This window comes from Haloterrigena sp. H1 (assembly GCF_005938085.1).
Lineage (GTDB): Archaea > Halobacteriota > Halobacteria > Halobacteriales > Natrialbaceae > Natrinema.
This window is the reverse complement of the sequence record NZ_SMZK01000006.1, coordinates 19036-38684: the sequence shown is the minus strand read 5'-3', so window position 1 is coordinate 38684 and position 19649 is coordinate 19036. Positions and strand designations below refer to the sequence as shown.

The following is a 19649-nucleotide window of genomic DNA, read 5'->3' as shown; positions in this document are numbered from 1 at the left end:
GAAATATTTAACAGTACCCTATCATAGATACATGTGGAAACCGAACTAGCAGATCGCAAATTCAAATGGTGTAAATATGTCTGAACTGGATTTCCTCGACGTTGGATACGAGTCCTACGACGAGTTCGATGAATTTGTAGAATATATTAAGAAAGATATTGATCTTTCTGATATCGATGGTAAGCTGAGCCTCGTCGGCTCTTTGAGCGATTATGAAACAAAAAATCAGTTCGTCGAGAGCTTAGATCCAGTCTTTAATGTAGTTAGAGACTTAGGGAATCTATTGCTTCTTTCAGGTGGTTCTAACGATGTGCCCTTTTATGTTCATCTCAATGATTTCTGTCCGGTGTTCTTAACAACAGGAACTAAAACAGAAGATCTTCCCGCAACTGTTGATACTTACCTCAACAATACTGGAAATGTTAGTAGACTTTGGGTCGGAAAAAAGCAAATGGATTTGATTCGTCGTAGCATCGTTCAAAAGCACCCTGACGTGAGAATTCCATATTTCACTGCTCACCATTCCCCCACATCAGAAGATAATCTTGACGGCATTACTCGGCCAGAATTTGAGAGGACCATTCAATACTACGGAGAAGATGGTAGACGAGCGTTCCAAGAGGTAAAACACAAGTATGGTGTATTCCCAACCAACGTTCGTTTCAAGAAACCAAATGGTTTCAAATTCCGTATTACGAACGATGGTGTATTCACAATTAACACAGGTATCTCAGAACCACTATCGATAATCCAGTCATCAATCGATCGTCTACGGGAAGTCAAAGAAAAAATAAAGACTTCTGAATATGAGGAAGTGGAAAATGAATTTGTTCCTGACCAAAATCTAGAGATGATTGAACCATGGGGGATTAAATTAAATGGTGGTTTAAATAGAAGAGATATAGACAATTTTGAAGCCAATATACAGTCTAGAAACTGGGATTTCGATCTATCGCGTATGAATGCATCATTTGGCGATATTCCGGGCTTTAGAGCGGAGATTATCGACGAAAAAACATACGGAAGGGCGGCTATGAGAAGTAATAGAGATTTGATTCGTGTTTATCCTAGAGAACACACAACCTTCAGCCAATTTATGCGTATTTATAGTTTCGTGAGCGATCATATCGATTCTAATGCACAACCTGTCGCTCTATGATTCCGGAAGAGCCAGATGTCAGCGGATATGCAGAGCGTTTCCATCCAGACAAAAAGTCTAGATTTGAAGATCGATATGAAGAGATACTATCTGACATTGACATTGATGATGTTAAGCCATCTACCAAAACGGAAATAGGTCTTGAAAGGGAGCATGTTGATTTGGTAAGAGCGATCTCTTCAGGCTTTCATCAGAATAAGAGAGCACCAGGTGCAGATAGCGGTTTCAAATTTTCATGTGTCGATCCTCTTGCTAATCATCTCGATATCGAATGTGAAGCAGACGTACTCTTAGCCAGAACTCGGGAATTCAATCGAGTACAGCTCTGCGTAGTCGCCTGTGAGGTTGATGATTCAACAGTTCCAAGTTGGATAGAAAATGCTAACAAGATGCACGAGGTATTTAGCGATCCTAATCATCAAAATAAAATTTTATCACAGATTGGCGCAGGGTCACGAACTCTTGATGCTATACAGTATATTACTCTAGTAAAGACTGAGGATTATGAGGGGCTGTCTTTTAGTGAAATTAACCGCCAGTGTACACCATCTGAATACGCAATCTGGACTGTTGAAATGAACGGTGTGTCTGAGCTGTGTCATGAAGACGGGGATATTATACACAAAGATCTTCTGGATGCTGTAGACGATTGTTTTGACTACGATCTCACAGAGAACCCCATTGAATACACCTTGAGTTCAGACCCAATTATCCCTCTGTCGAACGTTGTCTATCGTCTTGTTCGTGGAAAAGACAAGTATGAAAATACAGAGGAACCACTCGAATTCACGCGAAAAGAATTCGCGGAGAGATATGCTGGAAAGCTCAAACTAAGTGTGTCAAATGATGAGAAGGAAAAAGTCATTTCCAATACTGTCAGTAATCTCCTAGAGATAGGCGAAGATATTGGCATCTTCTCAAAATCTAGTACGAAGTTGGATAGAAGTGACTACCGCGTCATGTATCAAGGGTCGGCTGATGCAAAGACTGCCGAAGACGCCGTATCGGAAAAATATGTATTGGAAGCCTCAAAGAAGCAGTCAAAAATGAATGCGTTCAATCTGGTAAAAGACGAATTTGATTCAGACCAGAAAGGTTTGGACGAGTTTAGTTAGAACGACGGTGTGGCCTGTTTTTCTTTCTCCTCTGGGGGGTACACGTTGTCAGAACCTGATTCCCGAATATGCACACGAGCCGTGACTTGTGTACCTTGTCAATTTGGCGATTCCGAAGTAAACGACCTGTCTGTGTCGATTAATACGATCTGCCTACGTATCGATGTTGATCTCACTTGAAAAAGCTGGGTTCGTGTGTACGAATTGTCTCAGAGCTGCTGCTGAGAATCTCAGCACTGAACCTCAAGATCCGACAATGGCTGCCGGTTACTCATGGTGATCACGCTCCTCGCAAGTGACATCGCGAAGCTCCTCAAGCAGCTTCGGGTGGTGTTCCTCGAGGATTTCAATATCCTTCGACAGTTCCTCATCGATGCGCCGGCGGACACGAGACGTCGCTTGGTAGCGTCGCTGGTCTCCGTGCTTGCCGGCGATCTGCTCTCGCTCAGTCTCCGTGAGGAGCGCCCGGGTCTTCGACATACGATCCCGTTCGGCTGTGCTGGTTGTAATATTTGCTCACCTCTTCCCAGAGCCTGTCATAGAATCCATCTCATAGCTTCTCACAGCCCGGATTGTTTCCTCGCTCGTAGTTGGTGATCGCCACGACGAGTCGGAGACACAGCGCAAGGAACACTTCTGTCCGTGCGTGGACGCGGCCTCGGGCGCGGACGTGCCCGAGGCCGCAGTCCTTGACTGCGTCGTTGGTTCGTTCGACTCCTGTCCGGTTGTTGTACGTCTCCTCCAAGATGGACTGTTTCAGCTGCACGTCCTCGCTGTGTTCCTCGATTCGGTCTTCGACCCTGTACTCGATGTCTATCGGGTCGTCAGTGTTTCGCGGATTGTATGGAGCGATTGGCACGACCCCTGCGGCCAGCAGGTGGTCGTGCCAATCGAGGATGTCGTAGGCGCTGTCTCCCAGCATCCAGACCGGTGTATCGACGGCGAGCGCGTCACGTGTGACGCGCATCGCCGTCTCCTGATCCGCTTGTTTGGCCTGTGTGAACTCCGCTGCTATCGGGATCTTTGAACCGGTTGAAACGATCGTACAGCCGAAGCCGTAGTAGTATTCTTCAGCTGTTGGATCATAATTCCACGAGGCAGCGTCGTTGTGTTGGATCGCTTCAACGTGGGTCGAATCGATGGAGTACGTGGAGTCGAGCAGGCCGCGGGCAGCGGCCTGCTGGACGAGTCTGTCGAAGACATCGTCAATAACGTGTTCGAGGTCGGTGAGAAAGCGATCAACCGTATCTCTGGATGGCGGTTTGTCGAGTCCGCAGTAGTACCAGACAAGGCCGTTCTGAAGTTCTCGTGTAACCGGACGCGTGCCGTAGACATCCTCGTAGTAGCAGTGCAAAAAGCCGCGAAAGAGATCAGGTGGCTCGTGAACTCGTGTTCGCCCCCGCTTCGAGGGGGCGAACACGTCGTATTCCAGTAGAAACTCGAACTCAAGATGGTCGAACAGCGGTACCGTCTCGGTAGCCGCGACATTCAAGAAGTCGTCTACCGAAGCTACGTCTTGCAGGGCTGTGCTGGTGTTGGACACACTTCGCGCACCCTGCCGCTTCGTACGTGACGCTTTCTATGACAGGCTCCTTCCCATACAACACTTAGCGTATATTCTAATAGTTATCGAATGAGCTAATGTTAGAGCAAATGCTAACCTTTATTTGGTTAGTAAATGTACTAACTACTGTGAAGCACGGGGTGGTCGGGAGAAACTCTCGGCCCGGTGTTGGAGCACCGGACCTGTGCTTCTGGAGAGAAGCAATGAGTGTTCAACCGCGAACCCACGAAACGGTTTCGGAAGCACAGACTACTGACCCACGCGCCGACTACATCTCCGTCGGCGTCGACAACGAGGGCGCACACCACGTCTACCGGACGACCGACGAGTCCGTTCACGTCATCGAGAACGGCGAGCGCACCGTCCGCTACGATCTCGAGGGCGTCGAGAAGACGATCGACGACTGGATCGACTACATCACCGACCGTCGCGGCGGCTTCGAAGTGCAGTACCTGTTCAAGACGATGGCTGACGCGATCGTCGGCGCTGTCGAGGTGAGCGACCAATGACGATCGTCAACGATCACGAAGCTGTCGTAGAGCGTGCCGAACGACTCGAGCGCGAAGGCGCTCGTGAGATGCGCCTGCGAGCAGAGGCCCGCGCCGTCGCCGGCTACGAACTGGGCGGCATCGAAGCAACCGATGTCTCGGAGATCATTATCGCTGACGACGATACCCGAGCCTACGATCTCGAGACCGAGGACGGAATTCTGCTCGTCGATGCCGATGACGACCCACGTCTTGCAACCGACGGCGGCTGTGACCAGTCCACCGAACCGACCGTCGAATTCGTGTTCGAGTACACGACGATCAACGGTCGTCGCCGCCGGGTGATGGTTGTCCCCGATACCGATGGCGAAGCCTGGCGGATCGAACACGAACGCCGCAATAGCAATTGGAGAGAAACTGGTCGCGAACCGATTACCGAGGTTGACCTTCACGTCCAGGGACGGCCCAGCGAGCACGATTCTAGTGAAAGCGATCAAAGACAGTCTGCCGTGCCCGATGGCGGCCACACGAAACATGAGACATTCCTCACGGAGCAGAGACACTACTGCGATATCTGCGAGTGTCCGTTCGACTCGCTCACCACGCTGGTAAGCCATGACTGTCGACTCCAACCCGAGGGTGGCTAGCTGATCCAGCACACCACCTCGGGATCGCGTTGACTTATCCAGCGCAGTAGACCGCCGCACCTCGCTACTCGAGACGGAGCTACCAACCCCGGTAGACCGACACCGGACTTTCGAACACGAAGACATCTTTCGGGGAGACGGCCACTGCACTCCCTCGAGACGGCTCTCGAGTCGGTAGTCTACTGCTCTACCAGCGTTCCCGACATCGACCAGCAGCGCGAGTCGAATCGCCCGACAATGCCACCGAACCCAGAATCAAATGAGCGCGAACACAGACTGTCCCGGCCCCGATGCACAGACACTCCAAACACTTGCCGACGAACTCGAGCGCCTTCGTGGCCGTGTCACAACCCTTGAGTCCGAACTCTCTCGAAAGGACGACCGCATCGATCACCTCGAGGCCGAACTCAAGGAGGCCCACACCGAAAACAGGAATCTCGAAGCACGGCTCGAGGACCTGGAAAAATCACAGACACCCATCGAGGCACGACTGGACGCCCACGAGAAGAAACTCAACGCCAACAAAGACCGCGTCGGTGAACTCCAGGCACGCGAACTCGAGAAGGGTGCACACCTCCTAGAGGAACATATTGATAATGGGGAGATCGACGTTGTGGATGGTCGACTCGAGCGCATCCAGAAAGACGACGGTGAGAGCTACTTCCGATTGCCCGAGAGTGACGACCCACTCGAGCGTGGTGGCGATGTCTCCCTCTCGTATGGAGATCTGCTTCCGCTCCAGCAACTCGCGAAGATGGATGAGGATATGCTCCGGGCGACAACATCGGCGCTTCCGTCACGGCTCGCTGCAAAGCTCTGGAAGGCACGTACCAATCCGGCGGTTGGAGACAACCCCTGGCGGAAGGGGAGTGCAAGCGTTCGAGAGTACGTCACCGCCGGCGATATGAAACACTGGATCCGACGGCAGGAGAAGGGCATCAGCGACGACTACGCGAAGAAATTGGTCTCTCGAACGATCGACGCGTTACTCGATCTCTCGAAGAGTCGGCTGGCAGTCAAAAAGCGGACACAGCGCAAGAACGGCCTCGAGTACACGGAACGACGCGTCTTGTTGATGGATGACGTTGCCATCCCCGGTGAGATGGCCGGTTCCGGAGACACCTGACGTCGACAGGTGAGGGTGTCTCCCGACTACCCACAACCCCTGAGAGGGGTCTCACTCGATCCACCCACCTACTATCCAGCACAAGAGCGGTTGTATGCAGTGTACTGTTAGTCTATAGTACGTCATTTGATCGGTCGTTGTCGGTCTTACCCGAACGACTCTCCTGTGGGTGTCCCTGAAGACGCCAGCTGTCACCGGAATCCTCTCGAGAGCACTGTGGAGATTCTCGGATCGACGTTAATACTGTGCGCTGACTTGACTGGGCCAGTCGGCTGTTGCAAGATAGCGAAGTCACTTATATATCAATCAGCTATTATGCAACAGTATGCTCACTGATGGCGAGCTCCACACCCTCACTGCTCTTCACGGTGAGCAGACGCTCTCCGAGTTCGATGTCAAGTGAGGCCATCACACCACGGTGATACCTATGAACGATACCACGCCGCCGCTGCACCCGATGGAGCGCGAACAGCTTCGGGCCGAATCAACCCTCGTCGTGACTGTCAAGTCGTCCAGTGAGTTCCACGATGATGTCACCGACGGCATTGAGGCACTCGAGCGGGGCGACGCGGTGGATTCCCCGCCGACGCTCTCGTTCACCAGCCACGACGACCTCATGGAGACGCTGACGCCGCGCGTCCTCGATCTCATCGAAGCCATCCGCCAGGAAGAGCCATCCAGCATTAACGAGATCGCACAGGTTGTTGACCGGGACATCAAGAACGTCCACGAAGAACTCAGTCGACTCGCCCAGTTGGGAATCATCTTCCTCGAGGAAGACGGCCAGAGTAAGCGCCCGGTAGTCTGGTTCAACGAACTCGTCATCAGTCTCTCGTTCGATCCAGCGACTGATGACACGGTAGCCGCCGCACCGTGAAGGCGACGTCTCAGGCTACACACTCCTCGTCGATCTTATACATACGCCCCGTCCACACCTGTTGTTTTTCCTACCCGCATACGTACTCTCGAGTAATGGTTGAGTGTCGCTACTGTGAGCAAACCTTTGAGCAGGAATCTGCACTCCGTGAGCATCTCTACGAGGACCACGAACGTGACGAACTCAGTCGGATTGACCGGAAGCGTGTCGAGCAATACGTCGACGAACACGGATTAGGTGAGAGTGGCAACGAAGAGGACCAAGAAGCAAGTCAACCCGCTCACCGTGAGCAACGAATAGCCGACACATCAAACGGGACCCACCCTGCTGATGCGTGGGAACTCAGCGATGTCGAAGCCCTCTCGACGGACGAAATTGTCGAAAAACTCGCCGATCACGGCATCGAAACGAGCGAGTCGACGTTTCGGAATCGGATTGAAGACTTAAACTCGGCGACGACACTCTCTGAGCAGTGGGAAGCTGAATACGAGGTTGATGCCACGGGCTACGATCAGGACTTCATCTGGATGGCGGCAGAAGTACTCTGGGAGCGCTGGGCACCCGACACCCCGAACAAAGAACGGATCTACGACTTCGTTCAGGAGGGACGCGATCTCCGCGAGAAAGGAAACCGCGCTGAGGCTTGTGATCGGTGGCTAACTGCCTGGGAGTACATCGTCGCCGTAACACCCGACGAAATCACGACTATCGAGGAAGCAGACCGAAAATTGCCGTCGTTTCTCTCACTTGAGGCCTTCATTCGATCAGCGGACAACGACCTTGCCACCGTAGCGGAGGACGAGCAGACGTACCACGAGCACCGACTCGAGTTCTGTCAGGAGGTCTGCGAGCAGTTCCCGGATGCATCTGACGAGTTCCTACTCGACTTTCGCCACTTCGTCGCTGACTCGCTTGCGGAATTGGACAGAACCGCCGACAGTAGGGTCGAATTCGAGTCACTCATCGAGGAATATCCCGAGGATCCGTGGGCGTACAAGAAACTCGCAGATAGCTACTGGCTCGAGGACCCAGACGAACTAACGAGAGAGGAGATGGAACGTACTGCAGAACTGTACCAGGCGGCACTGGACGCCGATGGTCCCCTCGAGGGAGCGTCGATAGTAGCCGAGCGCTGTGAGGAAGTAGAAAGCCGACTAGCTGATACAGAAACGTCCAACCCAGAGTGAGCGCTTGAGCACGAGAACTTACTTATTCGATGACGCACTATCTGTCTGTAGAGGAGCACACTCCCGTACACAATGGAATTCGAAGAACAACTTCGGTCGCTGGAAGAACGGTATGACATCTCCGAGAGCGAGCGTGCTCGGGAACTCGGACGGACCGTTGCCCAGCTCCGGGACTAACGCGTACGCCTTACTCGCTAGATTCCAGATACTCGAGGAACTCCTGTTTGTCGATCCCATTCTCAAAACGCAGATGCGACGCTCCGGCTCGCGTCACTGACTCGATCATGAACTCGGTACAGAGTTCGGCGTAACTATTTTTTGCCCCAGACGAAACCAAAAGAAGAGACATATAGAACGCTAACAGCCATCGGCAAGCAACTTCTCAACGATGTCGATAACCCCCTATACCTCGCGATAATATATCGAAAATTAGTTAGGTTCAAGTAAACTGACTTAGTTCTTTGACTGTGCCATTACGAGAAGCACGGTCAATCGATCAGCTCTATTCGAGGGTTGCGAACTGCGATATTGCTCTTACTGGCGAAGCACCCCTCGCACTTGCGCTTGATAACCGAGTGCAAAACCCTCGAATCGGTCGGTTGTCGGCTACACCGCGAAGCTATGCCGTCCAGGAGATGTTTCCCGATGACATCCGACCGCTCTTTTTCGAAATCGTCGCACAGACGGATCTCTCGTGGAAGCAAGCAGTGAGAGCACTCGAGCTGTGTATCGATTGTTGGACAGCGACGGGCGACCGTGAACAGATACTCGAGTATCCTGAGTTCGACACCTCCGCTATCCGATTGGTCGTATCAATGCTGGGGGAACTTGAGAGCAGCTATCGGTCCATCGAGCGCACGACGCTCTCATCGGAGCAAGAGATTGCGGTAATTGACGAAGCTCGTCTGTCCGAACTCGACCGAAAACTTCTCCCTCCTGATGGGTACGAGACCTATTCGTCGCTGGGCGACACTCACGTTCCCTTCCCTAAGCTACACATCTTCCCATCAGCGACAGCAATCGTCTCGGCAATCGTCGACCAGATCGATCCAGACACAGCGGATCGATTTGGGATCGTTCTTGCCGAGGATAGTCTGTATAGTGCGCTGATCGAGTCTGCCCTTGAAGCACGGGAAATTCCCTATCGCGGTGGACCTGGATTCGAAGATGATGACGATGTTCGGGCGTTTTTCCGGCTGCTAGAAGCGACATTTTCGGGGTCCGATCAGCGAGTCACGGAAATCCGACCGGTGCTCGCGACGGCTGGGATCGACCTTCCCAAAGATGTAGAAGAACAACGGGTAGATTCGCTCGAGCCAGATCAACTTGGGGGCTACGTTGAATTCCAGGAAGCCGTCGACGAAGGAACGTTCCGTGATGTCGTGTCGGTGTACGAGTCGATCAGCAGCACAGGGTTAGCTGAACTTCGACGCGAGCTTCAGAACCTCGGGATACTGGACGCGCAGGTCACAGAGGATCGCGTTTCGCGTTTCCGGTACTATCTCGATGCGTTTACTGTTCCAACGGACTCGAGTGCTACTGACGGAGTTCTCTTAGCGGATGCGACATCCACAGCATACGTTGACCGACCTGTCGTCTTCTACGTCGGTCTGGGCCCGGAGTGGGCACAGAGCCCGCCGGACTATCCTTGGATCGACCGAGAAGCATACTTAGAACGCGACCTCGACCGCTTCGAGCGACTGCTCCAGAACGGGACGCAACGGTACTATTTCGTCCAAGAGACGCAGGCCGGAAGCGACGTGACTCCGTGCGTGTATCTGCGACGACTCCGTGACGAGCCGTTTGACTCATTCGGTGATCTCCCACACACACGATATGGCGGGCACACTACCTCATCTTTGACGTCGCCGTTTCCTGAACCAGACGGTCCCTCGACACCATCCCAACGCATGGAGACGATTAGTCAATCTCGACTGAAAGCCCTCGCAAATTCGCCTCGAGATGCGTACTTCGATCGGTTGGTCCAATCGCCGTCGTCAGTTCACATGGTTCGCGGAACGCTTCTCCACGAGGCCGCTGAGATCTACGTTTCCGATCCATCGATACTAGAAGACCAGCGCGATCGCGTGCTTGACGCGATGTGTGAGCGGTTGAATCCATACCTAAGTAACTCGAAGCAAGCTGTTCAGCGAACGTATTTGGAGGTCGGACTCGATGCGATCACGGCGTATCTGGACGAAAACCCGTCGGAGGAAGGAAGGTACAACACCTACGATCATCGAGACCACGAAAACGAACTCGCTACCGAACTCGGTGTTAAGTGTGACTCGAAGCTAACGGAACGCTGGTTCGCATCGACGTCGATCGGTGCTCACGGATACGTTGATTTGATCCAGAGCAAAACCTCGATTGTCGATTACAAGACCGGAAACAAGAAGGACGCTTCGGACATACTCGAGGCGGCATCGACCGATCCGGTCGATGAGTACCCCAATTTTCAGGCGCTTGTCTACCTTGCTAAACATCGAGAGGAACAGCCGGACGAGCGTCTCGAACTCCATTTCGTTCATCTGCTCGACGGGGTCGATGAAGCTCTCACGGAATCTCTGCCTGATCCAGCAGATCTCGTTACGACGATCACCTACGTTCCAGCGACGTTTAGCGAGTTTGTTGCGAGCCGAGATACCTTCGAGAGTGTAACCGATTACGCTGATTCGAACAAGCGGTGCCGGGCATTGTACCCGCTCGGGTACGAAGCCTATAGGGACTTTTTCGAGACTCACGAACTTCCCCGGGCTGGAGACGATCCCGATCGACGGGCGACAATCACCGAGGAGTTCGTCACGTATGCCCAGGAGCGCGTCGGCGAATACAAGTACGTCCGTCAAGGCTGCAAAAAAGTGATCGACGATCTTGACGATGTGCCGACCGGATATGTCCTGCAATCGGACCTCGATGCTTTCGAGGCGTTCGTCGACGAGCAACTCGAGGCCCTGAACGAGTATCGAAACAGTCGGTTCCCGGTAGCCTATCGGGAGGAAGGACCGACTTGGGACCGCGTCGATCATCGAGACCTCATACTCACAGACCGATGACTGGAATCTCACCAAACCAGGAGCAAGAAACACTGATCGAACATACTGACGGGATCTATCTCGTCGATGCCGGTGCAGGAACGGGCAAGACGTTCACTGTAACGCACCGGTATGCGAATATCCTCGAAAAACCGGATATTGAACCAGATGACATCCTTTTGACCACGTTCACGCGGAATGCGGCTGCGGAGATGGCTGATCGGATTGCTCGCCAGTCCCCATACGACCCGGTCCAGTTACAGGACGCCCCGATTAGTACATTTCACGGCTACTGTTATCAGCTGCTTCGACGCTATGGTCACGAAACCCCGGCCAAAATCGGGATTGACGACCAGATTCCACAATCACTCGAGTTAATCGAGGATGGGATTCGGGAGGGAGAGCTGTTCAATACGTTCATCACTCGTTTCGAAGACCGTCATCCCGAACACGAGCACCTTTTTGTAGCGCTGGACGATCCCAGTTCTCTGCGCTCGTTGATTGCCGAACTCGCTGCGAAAGGTATCATTCCTGAACGCGACGGGTGGTACCGAGATACTGGTACTCCGCTTCTGGGTGACCGGGAGGCGTTCATGGACCTCTTCAAACGGGAGAATCGACCGAATGAAGGGGCAAACGGTCCCACACAATCCGATGCACGCTCGTCAGTAAGTGGGTGGGATGCAACAGAATACGTTCCCGATGCACCGACAGCTGACGAGGTTGTCGGGTACCCACAACTTCACTCAGAACCTGTCGAGCAGGCATTTGATGAGGTCCGTGAGGACCTACTCGCCTTTGTACACGATGTCTATCTCGAGTACCTCGAGTATGCGCTCGAGCGTAACTATCTCACACAAGGGCTCATGCTTGTGATGGCGTTCGTGATGCTGTGTGAGGACGCAGCTGTTCGCGAACAGGTTCGCCACCGGTACGTCATGGTCGACGAATTCCAGGATACCAACGAGTTGCAATTCAAACTCACGCTGCTCCTTGCTGCTGATAATAATATCTGCGTCGTCGGCGACTGGAAACAGAGTATCTACGGGTTCCAGTATACCACGGTCGAAAACATTCAGAATTTTGAGGAACGGATCTCGCGATACAAGGCGGAATTGAATCGTGATGAGACTCGAGTTCAGTATGCCGTCGACGAGGTCGAAACGATACCACTGAAGAAGAACTACCGCTCCACGGAATCGATTCTCTCACTGGCGTCGGAGACGTTGACAACGCCAGCAACACACGGTGAGTCTCTGGATGCGGAGGAAATAGAGAACGAGATAACGCCACTCGAGGCCACGAGCCGCGTTAATAACAGCCACATTCAGGCGGTTACCCACGAAGATGAGATGGAACTGCTTCTCGATCGAATACAGCATGTCGTTGGAAACGAGGACTACAGTGTCGAGGTAAGAGATGAACCGGCCTCGACAGCAGAGATGTCTGTGGAGGAGCAAGCGGCTGCTGAACGAGAACGGCTCGGTTCCCCATCGTATAGCGATATTGCTGTCTTTACTCGAACTCGATCGTTTGCTCGTGACCTTCTCGAGAGGGCGAACGAATACGGTATTCCAATTGCGTATGAGGGTGGGGTGGAGTTATTCGATACCGATCAGGCGAAGCTTCTGCTAGCATGGCTTCGGATTTGTGAATCGAACGATCAACGAGGATGGGCGACTGTTCTGGAAGAAGCCGGATACACGCTCTCGCACGCTCGTGAGATCCTCGAGACTGAACAGTATCCCGACGCAATGGTTGCGTTTCGGGACTCCTTACAAGAGTGTGAAACCATCGGCGGATTTTCCCGAATTGTCTTCGACGAATACGGATACGATGGAGCGTATGCAAACGGTTTGCTCGGCGAACTCACCGGTATGTACGAGACGACGCTCGCAACCCGAAGCCAAGCAATCACCTACATAGAGGAACACATCGAGGCCGGATCCACGATAGAAATCGATTCGAGTCCGGGTGAGGATTCCGTCACGCTTCAGACGATACACAGTGCGAAAGGGTTGGAATATCCGATCGTATTCTGCGCGAACATGAACCGACGAGCGTTCCCCCATTACGGGCGACCATCAGCAGGTATGATCCAGTATCGGGAACTGATCGGGCTCAGACAACGATCCATCTACAGCGAGGCGAGCGGTCAGCCTTACGTCCACAAACACTGGCCGTACGATCTCCTCACCGGCTGTTTGCCATCGGAATATGACGAAGAGCGTCGACTCTTCTACGTCGCGGTGACTCGAGCGAAGCGACATCTGTTCCTCACAGCTGGTGACTCGCCAAGTCCTTTCTTCACCGAACTCCCGCTCGAGCCGATCGAACTCGAACCATCCGTCGATACTGAAACCGAATATCGGGAAGACGAGGTGCCGTTTTCAATTACGCCACCCGAACGAACGAGTCCCCACCGGATGAGTGTCCACGACATTATGGATGATAGCGTGTACGACGAGGTCACGGAAGGACGAGGGACGGAATTCGGGGACGAGCTTCACGAATTCGCCGAAAAGTATGCACGAGGGGACGATCTCTCACCGAGTAATGACGATCAGGAACACGTTGCGACACTCCTTGATACCCTTGACGGGCAATTCGAACCAGAAGTTACGGCGATTCTTCCCCTGGATTTGAATCCACAGGCCACTCTTGTCGGCATTATCGATTTACTTGTAATCACATCGGAGCAGATCCAGATTATCGACTACAAGACGGACCTCTCCCGCCATGCAGAGTCCGAATACAGGAAACAGCTCAGCGTCTATTATCACGTCGCAGCCGAGCAGTACCCAGATCGCACTATCTCGACCAGCATCTTCTATACCGCCGATAACGAACGTGCGGAAGTATCGCCGCTCACACTCGAGGAGTTATACGAAATAACGACGCCAGTGGTCGGTGAACATATCCACTCCAAAAAAATACAAAAACCTTCAACCTACTAATATTAGCTTTGACCTTTATTTTAACCTTCTAATCTCACGTGCTGCAACTGCGGCTTCAGGATCAACGCCGTATTCGACGGGTACTGTTAAGCGGATGACTGTCGAAACAACCAGACAGAACTGCAATGGCTCGCGTCACAGATCCACGGCCACCACTTCCGGAGTGGATTCTCGAGTGCTACGACCGGCTGTGTACGCAGGCATGTCGGCCAGATGCTGGCGAAGACAGTGTTCCGCTGATCAATTATGACGATGCCACTGACATTCTGGCCGCCGATGCAGAGTTAGCACTCGAGCAACGGGACGTCGAGTACGCACTGACGCGGCTCCTCGAGCGGGGCTACTTCTACGAAGTTGAAGACGAACTTCGGGTGACGTCCCCAGATAAGCATTGTTAACGGCTCTTCGAAGGGTTGTCCTGCATACCGATCTCGTGCCACTGCACTCAACTCGGGTCAGTTCGACATCTCACCGCTTCATTCACTCCATTACCGGAATTGTCCAGAAGTGATGGCCGCGTTCTGCTAGATCCCCACCTCATACTCGTCGAATACGGACTCGAATCCCTCGTCAACGACTTGCTGGACAAGCTTCGCGAACGAACTTCGATTATCTGGATCCTCCACGAGTGACCGATACGTGCTCTCGAAGTGATGTCCGTGCGAGGGTCGATCCCGACTCGAGGTTTCGTGAGCGGCTTCGTGTAACATCACGAGATACAGGTCGTGCATCCAGACGGCACGCTGGCGACTCGTCACGGCTGAGCCGGTGATCACGATGTACGTCCTGCCGTCGGTCCAGGCATCGGCACTCGCCTCGCCGTAGTACACGTCCCGCTCAATTCCAAGCTCTCGTGCTAGCACTCGAGCGAAGCAAAGATACCGCTGCTGATCAGCGTTCAACTGCGACTCATCCTCGATACGATGATAGCCCGTCCAGACTCCCTCTGACTCTGCTTGCTCGCCAACATCGAACGTCTCTGGTACCACTATCGATGTATCTTCGTCATTGGCGAGATCGCGAAGCCGTTGGGTTGCTGCATCGCTCGTATCGAGGACGACGTAGCCACGCTCGACGAGCTTGTCCGCCCCTTTCTGGGCTCCATCGACCCATCCAATCTTTCGGGTCGCTTGGATCTCCTCGAGGCTGATACGGGACTCGGTTGCCAACTGGAACAGCTTGCGCTCGGCCCACTGCTCGTCCGATGACTCGGACGCCATCGCTTCGATCATTACCTCCCGACTCTCGGCGGTCAGCCGATCGTCCGAGACATCCGCATACAGATCGTCACGTGCCTGCTCAAGTGCATCGTCGATCCGCTGCCAGCGATCACAGCCCGACTGGATGTCGTTGCGCGCAAAGTTCAGCGTTAAGTTCCCTTTCGAGACGACAACTCCACCGAGTCCGTACTCACGCATCGTCGTTACGTACAGCCCATTGCTGTAGATATCGAGCCCTTCGTGGGGCGTGTACTCGAGTGCGAGAACCGCATCGTCAGTTTCGCGTATGAGAGACGGATGTGGTGAGTCAGTCACCGCCTCGAGTGGATCGCCGTTGTCGACCGATTCGCCGTTGATCACGACCGAGACGCCGGTTCGTGACTGCACGTACGCGAAGCGCTTGCGAAGATCGCGAACGTAGCGCCGCCAGCGGTAGCTGTCCGGGTCCGGCACTTTGTCTTCGTAGTGATCGATCTCGACGAGCATCCCCTCGAGATGATGCTCAGCGTCCATGAACTGGCCATCGCGTCCGCTGACGTCTGCCCACGGCCCAGAGTTGCGTCGATCTCGGTAGTCAAAGCACAGTGCGATGTCGTGACTCCAGATACGAACGGCACCCTTCGCGATGATCGCACCCTTGCCGATGCCCCACTCGCCGATCGTCTCGTCATCAACTCGCTGCTTGCTTCCCGCACCCAGCACTGAGAGGTTGCGTCGTCCCTCGGTTGACTCGAGGTCAACACCAGCACCGTCGTCGAGGATGATCGATCGCTCGGGTGAGACGCTGACCAGCACACGGGATGACTCAGGACTGTCGATGCCGTTTTGGGCAGCTTCGCGAATCGCGTCTGTGAGATCTGCCATCTGATCTTCGATGAGGTACGTTGCAACCCGCTCGTCAGCCGTCATCGTCACGGTCTCGTCAGTCGATGGCTGACTGACCGGCATCGAGTCAGTCGCTTCGCTCGTCACGAACTCCGATAACGTCGGATGATCTGTCATGGTGTCCACCCATCTGGCACCACACAAACCGAACCGTGCGGTCACTTGGCAGCCAGAATGAGTTCCGGTTCGACCTGACGTAGTCTCCCGGTGCTCTCGAGGAACGAGTCGAACTGTCGAAGCGAAACGACCTATAGCGTCTACTTCGAAGAAGTACTACAGACAGTGAGCAGCGCAAAACAACGGCTCGAGGACTTGCCACCGAGTGCGAAGTTGGTCCACAAGACGCTGGAATACGAGGGCGAGTGCACACAGAAAGAACTGGTCACGGAAACCAGACTTTCATCTCGGACTGTTCGATATGCGATCTCTCGGCTTGAGGAAAAGGAGTTAGTTGAGCAACGAGTGTCCTTTCGAGACGCCCGTCAGAAGCTCTATTCGCTTGCGAAGTAGCCATAGTCCACGTGGACTTTTGGGAATCCTCTGATACCCTTGTCTTGGTAGCCTGTTCTACGAAGTCTTGAGCACAGTCACATCAGATGGTATCACTACCACGCGGAACGCGCCAATCCAGAACCGAACTTCGAAATCAGTATCAGTCTGTGTGCCCGTCGAGTCCACAAGTCGCTCGAGGGCTTCTCGATCACCTGCTGGAGTTGATGTTCGTTTCGTTGGGGCCCTGTTTTTCGAGCGCATCAATAATCTCGAGCAGAAGCGGTCGATCACTCATTGTTGGTTACCTCGCTGATGATATCGATAATCATCTGGGCGGTTGAACTGATTCGCTCAAACCGGTCGAGGATCGTCTCCGGCTCGTCTCCGTGCCACGCGGCAAGGTAGAACGCTGACCCACTGGTATCTAATTCGAAGTACCGTCCAACGATGTAGCCGACTGCTTCGGCCTCGAGTTCACGTTTCGATCGCTCACCCTCGTCGTCGACGCCACTGTGTAACAGCGCGTGGGCGTACTCATGAATGAGCGTGACGGCAAGATCAGCGTCGTTCTCACGATCTCGGACGGCGACGCGTGGCTGCTCTTGAGGGTGGTACTCACAGATTCCCTTGGCACTCCCATGCGACCAGTCCTGGGGTGGCACGACCTCTACGTCCACCTCGAGGGGATCTGCTGCCTCGAGAAGTGCGGGGACCAAATCGTCAGCCTGTCCCTTTGCTTCGGTCTCGAGGTCGGGCAGTGGCTCGCCGTCAGTCTGTGAGATATCGAAGACGGGTGCTGGCCGAAAGCCCACGAGTCCTTTTTCCCAGCTGTCCGGAGGGGTTTCATCGTATTCACAGTCACTGCGCTCGTGGTACGACGGGGAGTTCCCACAGTCAGGGCACTGCTTTGCAATGATGGGTGCCCAGATCCAGATCGCTGTCTCTCCTTCCTTCACGTGCCGGTCGAACTCGTTTTGCCATGTTCGATAGCCGGCAACGCGTGTCGCGTGTGGACACTGGAGTTTGATCAACAGCGTGTTTCGGTGGGAGTAGTCGTGGAAGCGGCTCTGAACGTCCAACCACTCTGTGAACTGCTCGCTCGAGACGGCGTCATCGACTTCGTCGACGAGGTCCTGGATCCATGCCTCGATCGTACTGTGCATCTCGTCGTGCCGGGTGTCCGAATCGTCGAACGTTTCCCGGGAGCTGCTGCTCGTAGCCATATTCGATTACTGCTTCCCGAGTCGAGTCGAATCGAACTGAACTCGAGAAGACCTCCACCCCTCAGGGGGTCTCAAAAATACGCCAGACTCGAGCAGTTGGAGAGTTGTTAGTCAGTGGACACCGGCGTCTCGTTTCTTCTGAAGACAGTGACTGGTAGCAATTCATCACCGCCCGTCGGCGTCAGTCGGGATCGTAGGGGTTCGTAGCTGTGTCAAGTCGATAGACATCCTCTGCTGCATCGAAGTCATCGTCGAACGCATACAGATAACCGAGCCCCTCGGTCTGCATATACGCAATAATGCAGCTATCGACAAAGGACAGTGGTTCGTGCTGTCGGAACAGTGCTTTTCCCGTCGCAAGGGCGTTGGCAGTGAGCGAGTCGATATGGAAGCGAGCGTTTTCCTCAATACGGTCGAGGAGGTCGACAGCTGCGTCGTGGCCCGCGTGGGTAACGAGGCCGTTGAGCGTTTCTGCGAGGACGTAATCAAGGACCACTGCTTCTGGAAGGGACCCACTGTCGATGCCATGGAGTATCGGGAGCGCGGCTTCGTGGGAACTGTCTCGTCGGTATGCTGCTGCGAAGAGGACCGTTGTATCGATGAGAGCGCGTGGCATTTACTTCACATCGACGCCCCAAGCGTCATGATCGGTCGTGACGTTAGTGGCCGTCTCTCCCTCGTAGCCATCGAAATCGGTGAACGTGCCTGTTTGCTGTTGGATGACCTGAACGCGAATGCTCCCATCATCTTCGATATACCACCGAAGCTGATCCCCGTCGTCGATATCGAGTTCACGCCGAATCCGAGCCGGGATGTTCGCTTGATTTCCTGACACCTTGCTTTCGGCGTCGATCCGCTCACTACTCATATCTATCACTATGAGAGTGGTCCTGAAAAACCTAGTGTGTCGCCACACTACACAGAGATATATCCTATATACAGCAGTTTCATGGCCGTTCGCGGACGTCACGGATCTCTTCGACAGCATCAACCTCAATGTCGATAGCCAGTTCCTGTAACGCATCACCGAGGGGAACTTCTTCGTTGTCCTCTGGATCACCGGCCATGAATTTGGCGAAGTCGTCAGTGGTGTGGCTCATAGTGCACGGTTACAGGGCTGTTCGCAAAACCTGCTGGTGATCTGAATTGACAGTCGTCCCGCAGACTCAATCGACAGCGTCTCGGGAGCAGGTTATTGAACTGTCAGGATGCTTGCTCGAACACGGTGTCCGTTGGACCGCCCTACCGAAGCAAGCTGGAGTGGTCGTTCACTTTATGTGCTATTTCGATCGAGTCTTTCACTACGGGTATACTGTCCATGATAGACGAGCATGTCAATACCCATTGCCGCTAGCGAAAGTCCACCGATGGCGGCCACTAGAACGAAAAAGAGACTGTTTTCACTTCCCACGAATCCGAGTGGGAGTGACAGTCCGAGAAGGATGTTTCCAAGGCCGCTCCATTGATACCATGCCCAGCGGTCAGTTAGTCGCGTGTCGGTCGCTGCCACGATATCGAAGATGCCTGCTAGTCCTAGCAACGTTACCTGGCTGAGTAGGAGTGGTGTTTTAAGCAGATTCTCAACAAGTAGGACGACACCACCGGCGATGAGGACAAGAAACGTACCAACGATGGCACTCAGTTGACGATTTCGTTGTTCATTCATGCGTGGGC

At 53.7% G+C, this 19649-nt stretch carries 19 protein-coding genes; 11 read left to right on the top strand and 8 right to left on the bottom strand.

The window, feature by feature from the left end; genetic code table 11:
* Positions 1-76 precede the first annotated feature (76 nt).
* Together E2L06_RS20870 and E2L06_RS20865 are read left to right on the top strand one after the other, a co-directional pair.
* A complete protein-coding gene (locus tag E2L06_RS20870; protein ID WP_138783366.1) occupies positions 77-1159 on the top strand; it encodes a hypothetical protein in 1083 nt (360 codons plus the stop codon).
* Positions 1156-2274: a hypothetical protein gene (locus E2L06_RS20865; protein ID WP_138783365.1), complete on the top strand. Its 1119-nt coding sequence runs from the start codon at positions 1156-1158 to the stop codon at positions 2272-2274. The genes E2L06_RS20870 and E2L06_RS20865 overlap by 4 nt, the downstream gene beginning before the upstream one ends.
* 267 nt (positions 2275-2541) lie before the next feature.
* Here E2L06_RS20865 and E2L06_RS20860 read toward each other — a convergent pair whose 3' ends face one another.
* Together E2L06_RS20860 and E2L06_RS20855 are read right to left on the bottom strand one after the other, a co-directional pair.
* Positions 2542-2754 carry a hypothetical protein gene (locus E2L06_RS20860; protein ID WP_138783364.1) on the bottom strand — a complete coding sequence of 71 codons (213 nt, stop codon included), beginning with the start codon at positions 2752-2754 and terminating at the stop codon, positions 2542-2544.
* A 70-nt stretch (positions 2755-2824) separates the two neighbouring features.
* On the bottom strand, positions 2825-3817 hold the full coding sequence (locus tag E2L06_RS20855) for a transposase (protein WP_138781197.1): 993 nt from the start codon (positions 3815-3817) through the stop codon (positions 2825-2827).
* 224 nt (positions 3818-4041) lie between these two features.
* Between E2L06_RS20855 and E2L06_RS20850 the strand changes: the two genes are divergently transcribed.
* From E2L06_RS20850 to E2L06_RS20815, 8 genes are all read left to right on the top strand, one after another.
* Positions 4042-4347 (top strand): hypothetical protein, encoded by a 306-nt coding sequence (locus E2L06_RS20850; RefSeq protein ID WP_138783363.1) that lies wholly within the window; start codon positions 4042-4044, stop codon positions 4345-4347.
* Complete coding sequence (locus E2L06_RS20845) at positions 4344-4973, top strand: hypothetical protein (RefSeq protein ID WP_138783362.1); 630 nt, start codon at positions 4344-4346, stop codon at positions 4971-4973. The genes E2L06_RS20850 and E2L06_RS20845 overlap by 4 nt, the downstream gene beginning before the upstream one ends.
* Before the next feature lie 259 nt (positions 4974-5232).
* On the top strand, positions 5233-6099 hold the full coding sequence (locus tag E2L06_RS20840) for a hypothetical protein (protein ID WP_138783361.1): 867 nt from the start codon (positions 5233-5235) through the stop codon (positions 6097-6099).
* Positions 6100-6526: 427 nt separating this feature from the next.
* Positions 6527-6976: a hypothetical protein gene (locus E2L06_RS20835; RefSeq protein ID WP_171052452.1), complete on the top strand. Its 450-nt coding sequence runs from the start codon at positions 6527-6529 to the stop codon at positions 6974-6976.
* Between the two features lie 95 nt (positions 6977-7071).
* Positions 7072-8163 carry a tetratricopeptide repeat protein gene (locus tag E2L06_RS20830; RefSeq protein ID WP_138783360.1) on the top strand — a complete coding sequence of 364 codons (1092 nt, stop codon included), beginning with the start codon at positions 7072-7074 and terminating at the stop codon, positions 8161-8163.
* Positions 8164-8978: 815 nt separating this feature from the next.
* Positions 8979-11219, top strand: a complete 2241-nt coding sequence (locus tag E2L06_RS20825; protein WP_171052451.1) for a PD-(D/E)XK nuclease family protein — start codon at positions 8979-8981, stop codon at positions 11217-11219.
* Positions 11216-14155, top strand: coding sequence for an exodeoxyribonuclease V subunit beta (locus tag E2L06_RS20820; RefSeq protein ID WP_138783358.1), 2940 nt, complete (start codon positions 11216-11218; stop codon positions 14153-14155). The genes E2L06_RS20825 and E2L06_RS20820 overlap by 4 nt, the downstream gene beginning before the upstream one ends.
* A gap of 125 nt (positions 14156-14280) precedes the next feature.
* Positions 14281-14553, top strand: coding sequence for a hypothetical protein (locus E2L06_RS20815; RefSeq protein WP_138783357.1), 273 nt, complete (start codon positions 14281-14283; stop codon positions 14551-14553).
* A gap of 126 nt (positions 14554-14679) precedes the next feature.
* Here the strand turns inward: E2L06_RS20815 and E2L06_RS20810 are convergent, their stop codons facing one another.
* The gene (locus E2L06_RS20810) at positions 14680-16377 is read right to left on the bottom strand and encodes an ATP-binding protein (RefSeq protein ID WP_138783356.1); all 1698 of its coding nucleotides are present in this window, start codon (positions 16375-16377) and stop codon (positions 14680-14682) included.
* A 90-nt stretch (positions 16378-16467) separates the two neighbouring features.
* Between E2L06_RS20810 and E2L06_RS20805 the strand changes: the two genes are divergently transcribed.
* Positions 16468-16770, top strand: coding sequence for a helix-turn-helix domain-containing protein (locus tag E2L06_RS20805; RefSeq protein ID WP_343192880.1), 303 nt, complete (start codon positions 16468-16470; stop codon positions 16768-16770).
* Positions 16771-17039: 269 nt separating this feature from the next.
* Here the strand turns inward: E2L06_RS20805 and E2L06_RS20795 are convergent, their stop codons facing one another.
* From E2L06_RS20795 to E2L06_RS20780, 5 genes are all read right to left on the bottom strand, one after another.
* Positions 17040-17975 (bottom strand): ArdC-like ssDNA-binding domain-containing protein, encoded by a 936-nt coding sequence (locus E2L06_RS20795; RefSeq protein WP_138783354.1) that lies wholly within the window; start codon positions 17973-17975, stop codon positions 17040-17042.
* 181 nt (positions 17976-18156) lie between these two features.
* The gene (locus E2L06_RS20790; protein ID WP_092935469.1) at positions 18157-18591 is read right to left on the bottom strand and encodes a PIN domain-containing protein; all 435 of its coding nucleotides are present in this window, start codon (positions 18589-18591) and stop codon (positions 18157-18159) included.
* Positions 18592-18843, bottom strand: coding sequence for an AbrB/MazE/SpoVT family DNA-binding domain-containing protein (locus E2L06_RS20785; protein ID WP_092935471.1), 252 nt, complete (start codon positions 18841-18843; stop codon positions 18592-18594).
* Positions 18844-18922: 79 nt separating this feature from the next.
* Entirely contained in the window at positions 18923-19075 is a 153-nt protein-coding gene (locus E2L06_RS22160) for a hypothetical protein (protein WP_171052434.1), read from the bottom strand.
* A gap of 173 nt (positions 19076-19248) precedes the next feature.
* On the bottom strand, positions 19249-19641 hold the full coding sequence (locus tag E2L06_RS20780; RefSeq protein ID WP_092935473.1) for a hypothetical protein: 393 nt from the start codon (positions 19639-19641) through the stop codon (positions 19249-19251).
* Between the last annotated feature and the right edge of the window lie 8 nt (positions 19642-19649).

Excerpts from the sequence above, each read along its gene's own strand:
- E2L06_RS20865 (WP_138783365.1), top strand. The coding sequence starts at position 1,156 with ATGATTCCGGAAGAGCCAGATGTCAGCGGATATGCAGAGCGTTTCCAT.
- E2L06_RS20825 (WP_171052451.1), top strand. The coding sequence starts at position 8,979 with ATGCTGGGGGAACTTGAGAGCAGCTATCGGTCCATCGAGCGCACGACG.
- E2L06_RS20790 (WP_092935469.1), bottom strand. The coding sequence starts at position 18,591 with ATGCCACGCGCTCTCATCGATACAACGGTCCTCTTCGCAGCAGCATAC.
- E2L06_RS20845 (WP_138783362.1), top strand. The coding sequence starts at position 4,344 with ATGACGATCGTCAACGATCACGAAGCTGTCGTAGAGCGTGCCGAACGA.
- E2L06_RS20850 (WP_138783363.1), top strand. The coding sequence starts at position 4,042 with ATGAGTGTTCAACCGCGAACCCACGAAACGGTTTCGGAAGCACAGACT.
- E2L06_RS20870 (WP_138783366.1), top strand. The coding sequence starts at position 77 with ATGTCTGAACTGGATTTCCTCGACGTTGGATACGAGTCCTACGACGAG.
- E2L06_RS22160 (WP_171052434.1), bottom strand. The coding sequence starts at position 19,075 with ATGAGCCACACCACTGACGACTTCGCCAAATTCATGGCCGGTGATCCA.
- E2L06_RS20795 (WP_138783354.1), bottom strand. The coding sequence starts at position 17,975 with ATGGCTACGAGCAGCAGCTCCCGGGAAACGTTCGACGATTCGGACACC.
- E2L06_RS20840 (WP_138783361.1), top strand. The coding sequence starts at position 5,233 with ATGAGCGCGAACACAGACTGTCCCGGCCCCGATGCACAGACACTCCAA.
- E2L06_RS20830 (WP_138783360.1), top strand. The coding sequence starts at position 7,072 with ATGGTTGAGTGTCGCTACTGTGAGCAAACCTTTGAGCAGGAATCTGCA.
- E2L06_RS20785 (WP_092935471.1), bottom strand. The coding sequence starts at position 18,843 with ATGAGTAGTGAGCGGATCGACGCCGAAAGCAAGGTGTCAGGAAATCAA.
- E2L06_RS20815 (WP_138783357.1), top strand. The coding sequence starts at position 14,281 with ATGGCTCGCGTCACAGATCCACGGCCACCACTTCCGGAGTGGATTCTC.
- E2L06_RS20780 (WP_092935473.1), bottom strand. The coding sequence starts at position 19,641 with ATGAATGAACAACGAAATCGTCAACTGAGTGCCATCGTTGGTACGTTT.
- E2L06_RS20860 (WP_138783364.1), bottom strand. The coding sequence starts at position 2,754 with ATGTCGAAGACCCGGGCGCTCCTCACGGAGACTGAGCGAGAGCAGATC.
- E2L06_RS20835 (WP_171052452.1), top strand. The coding sequence starts at position 6,527 with ATGAACGATACCACGCCGCCGCTGCACCCGATGGAGCGCGAACAGCTT.
- E2L06_RS20820 (WP_138783358.1), top strand. The coding sequence starts at position 11,216 with ATGACTGGAATCTCACCAAACCAGGAGCAAGAAACACTGATCGAACAT.
- E2L06_RS20810 (WP_138783356.1), bottom strand. The coding sequence starts at position 16,377 with ATGACAGATCATCCGACGTTATCGGAGTTCGTGACGAGCGAAGCGACT.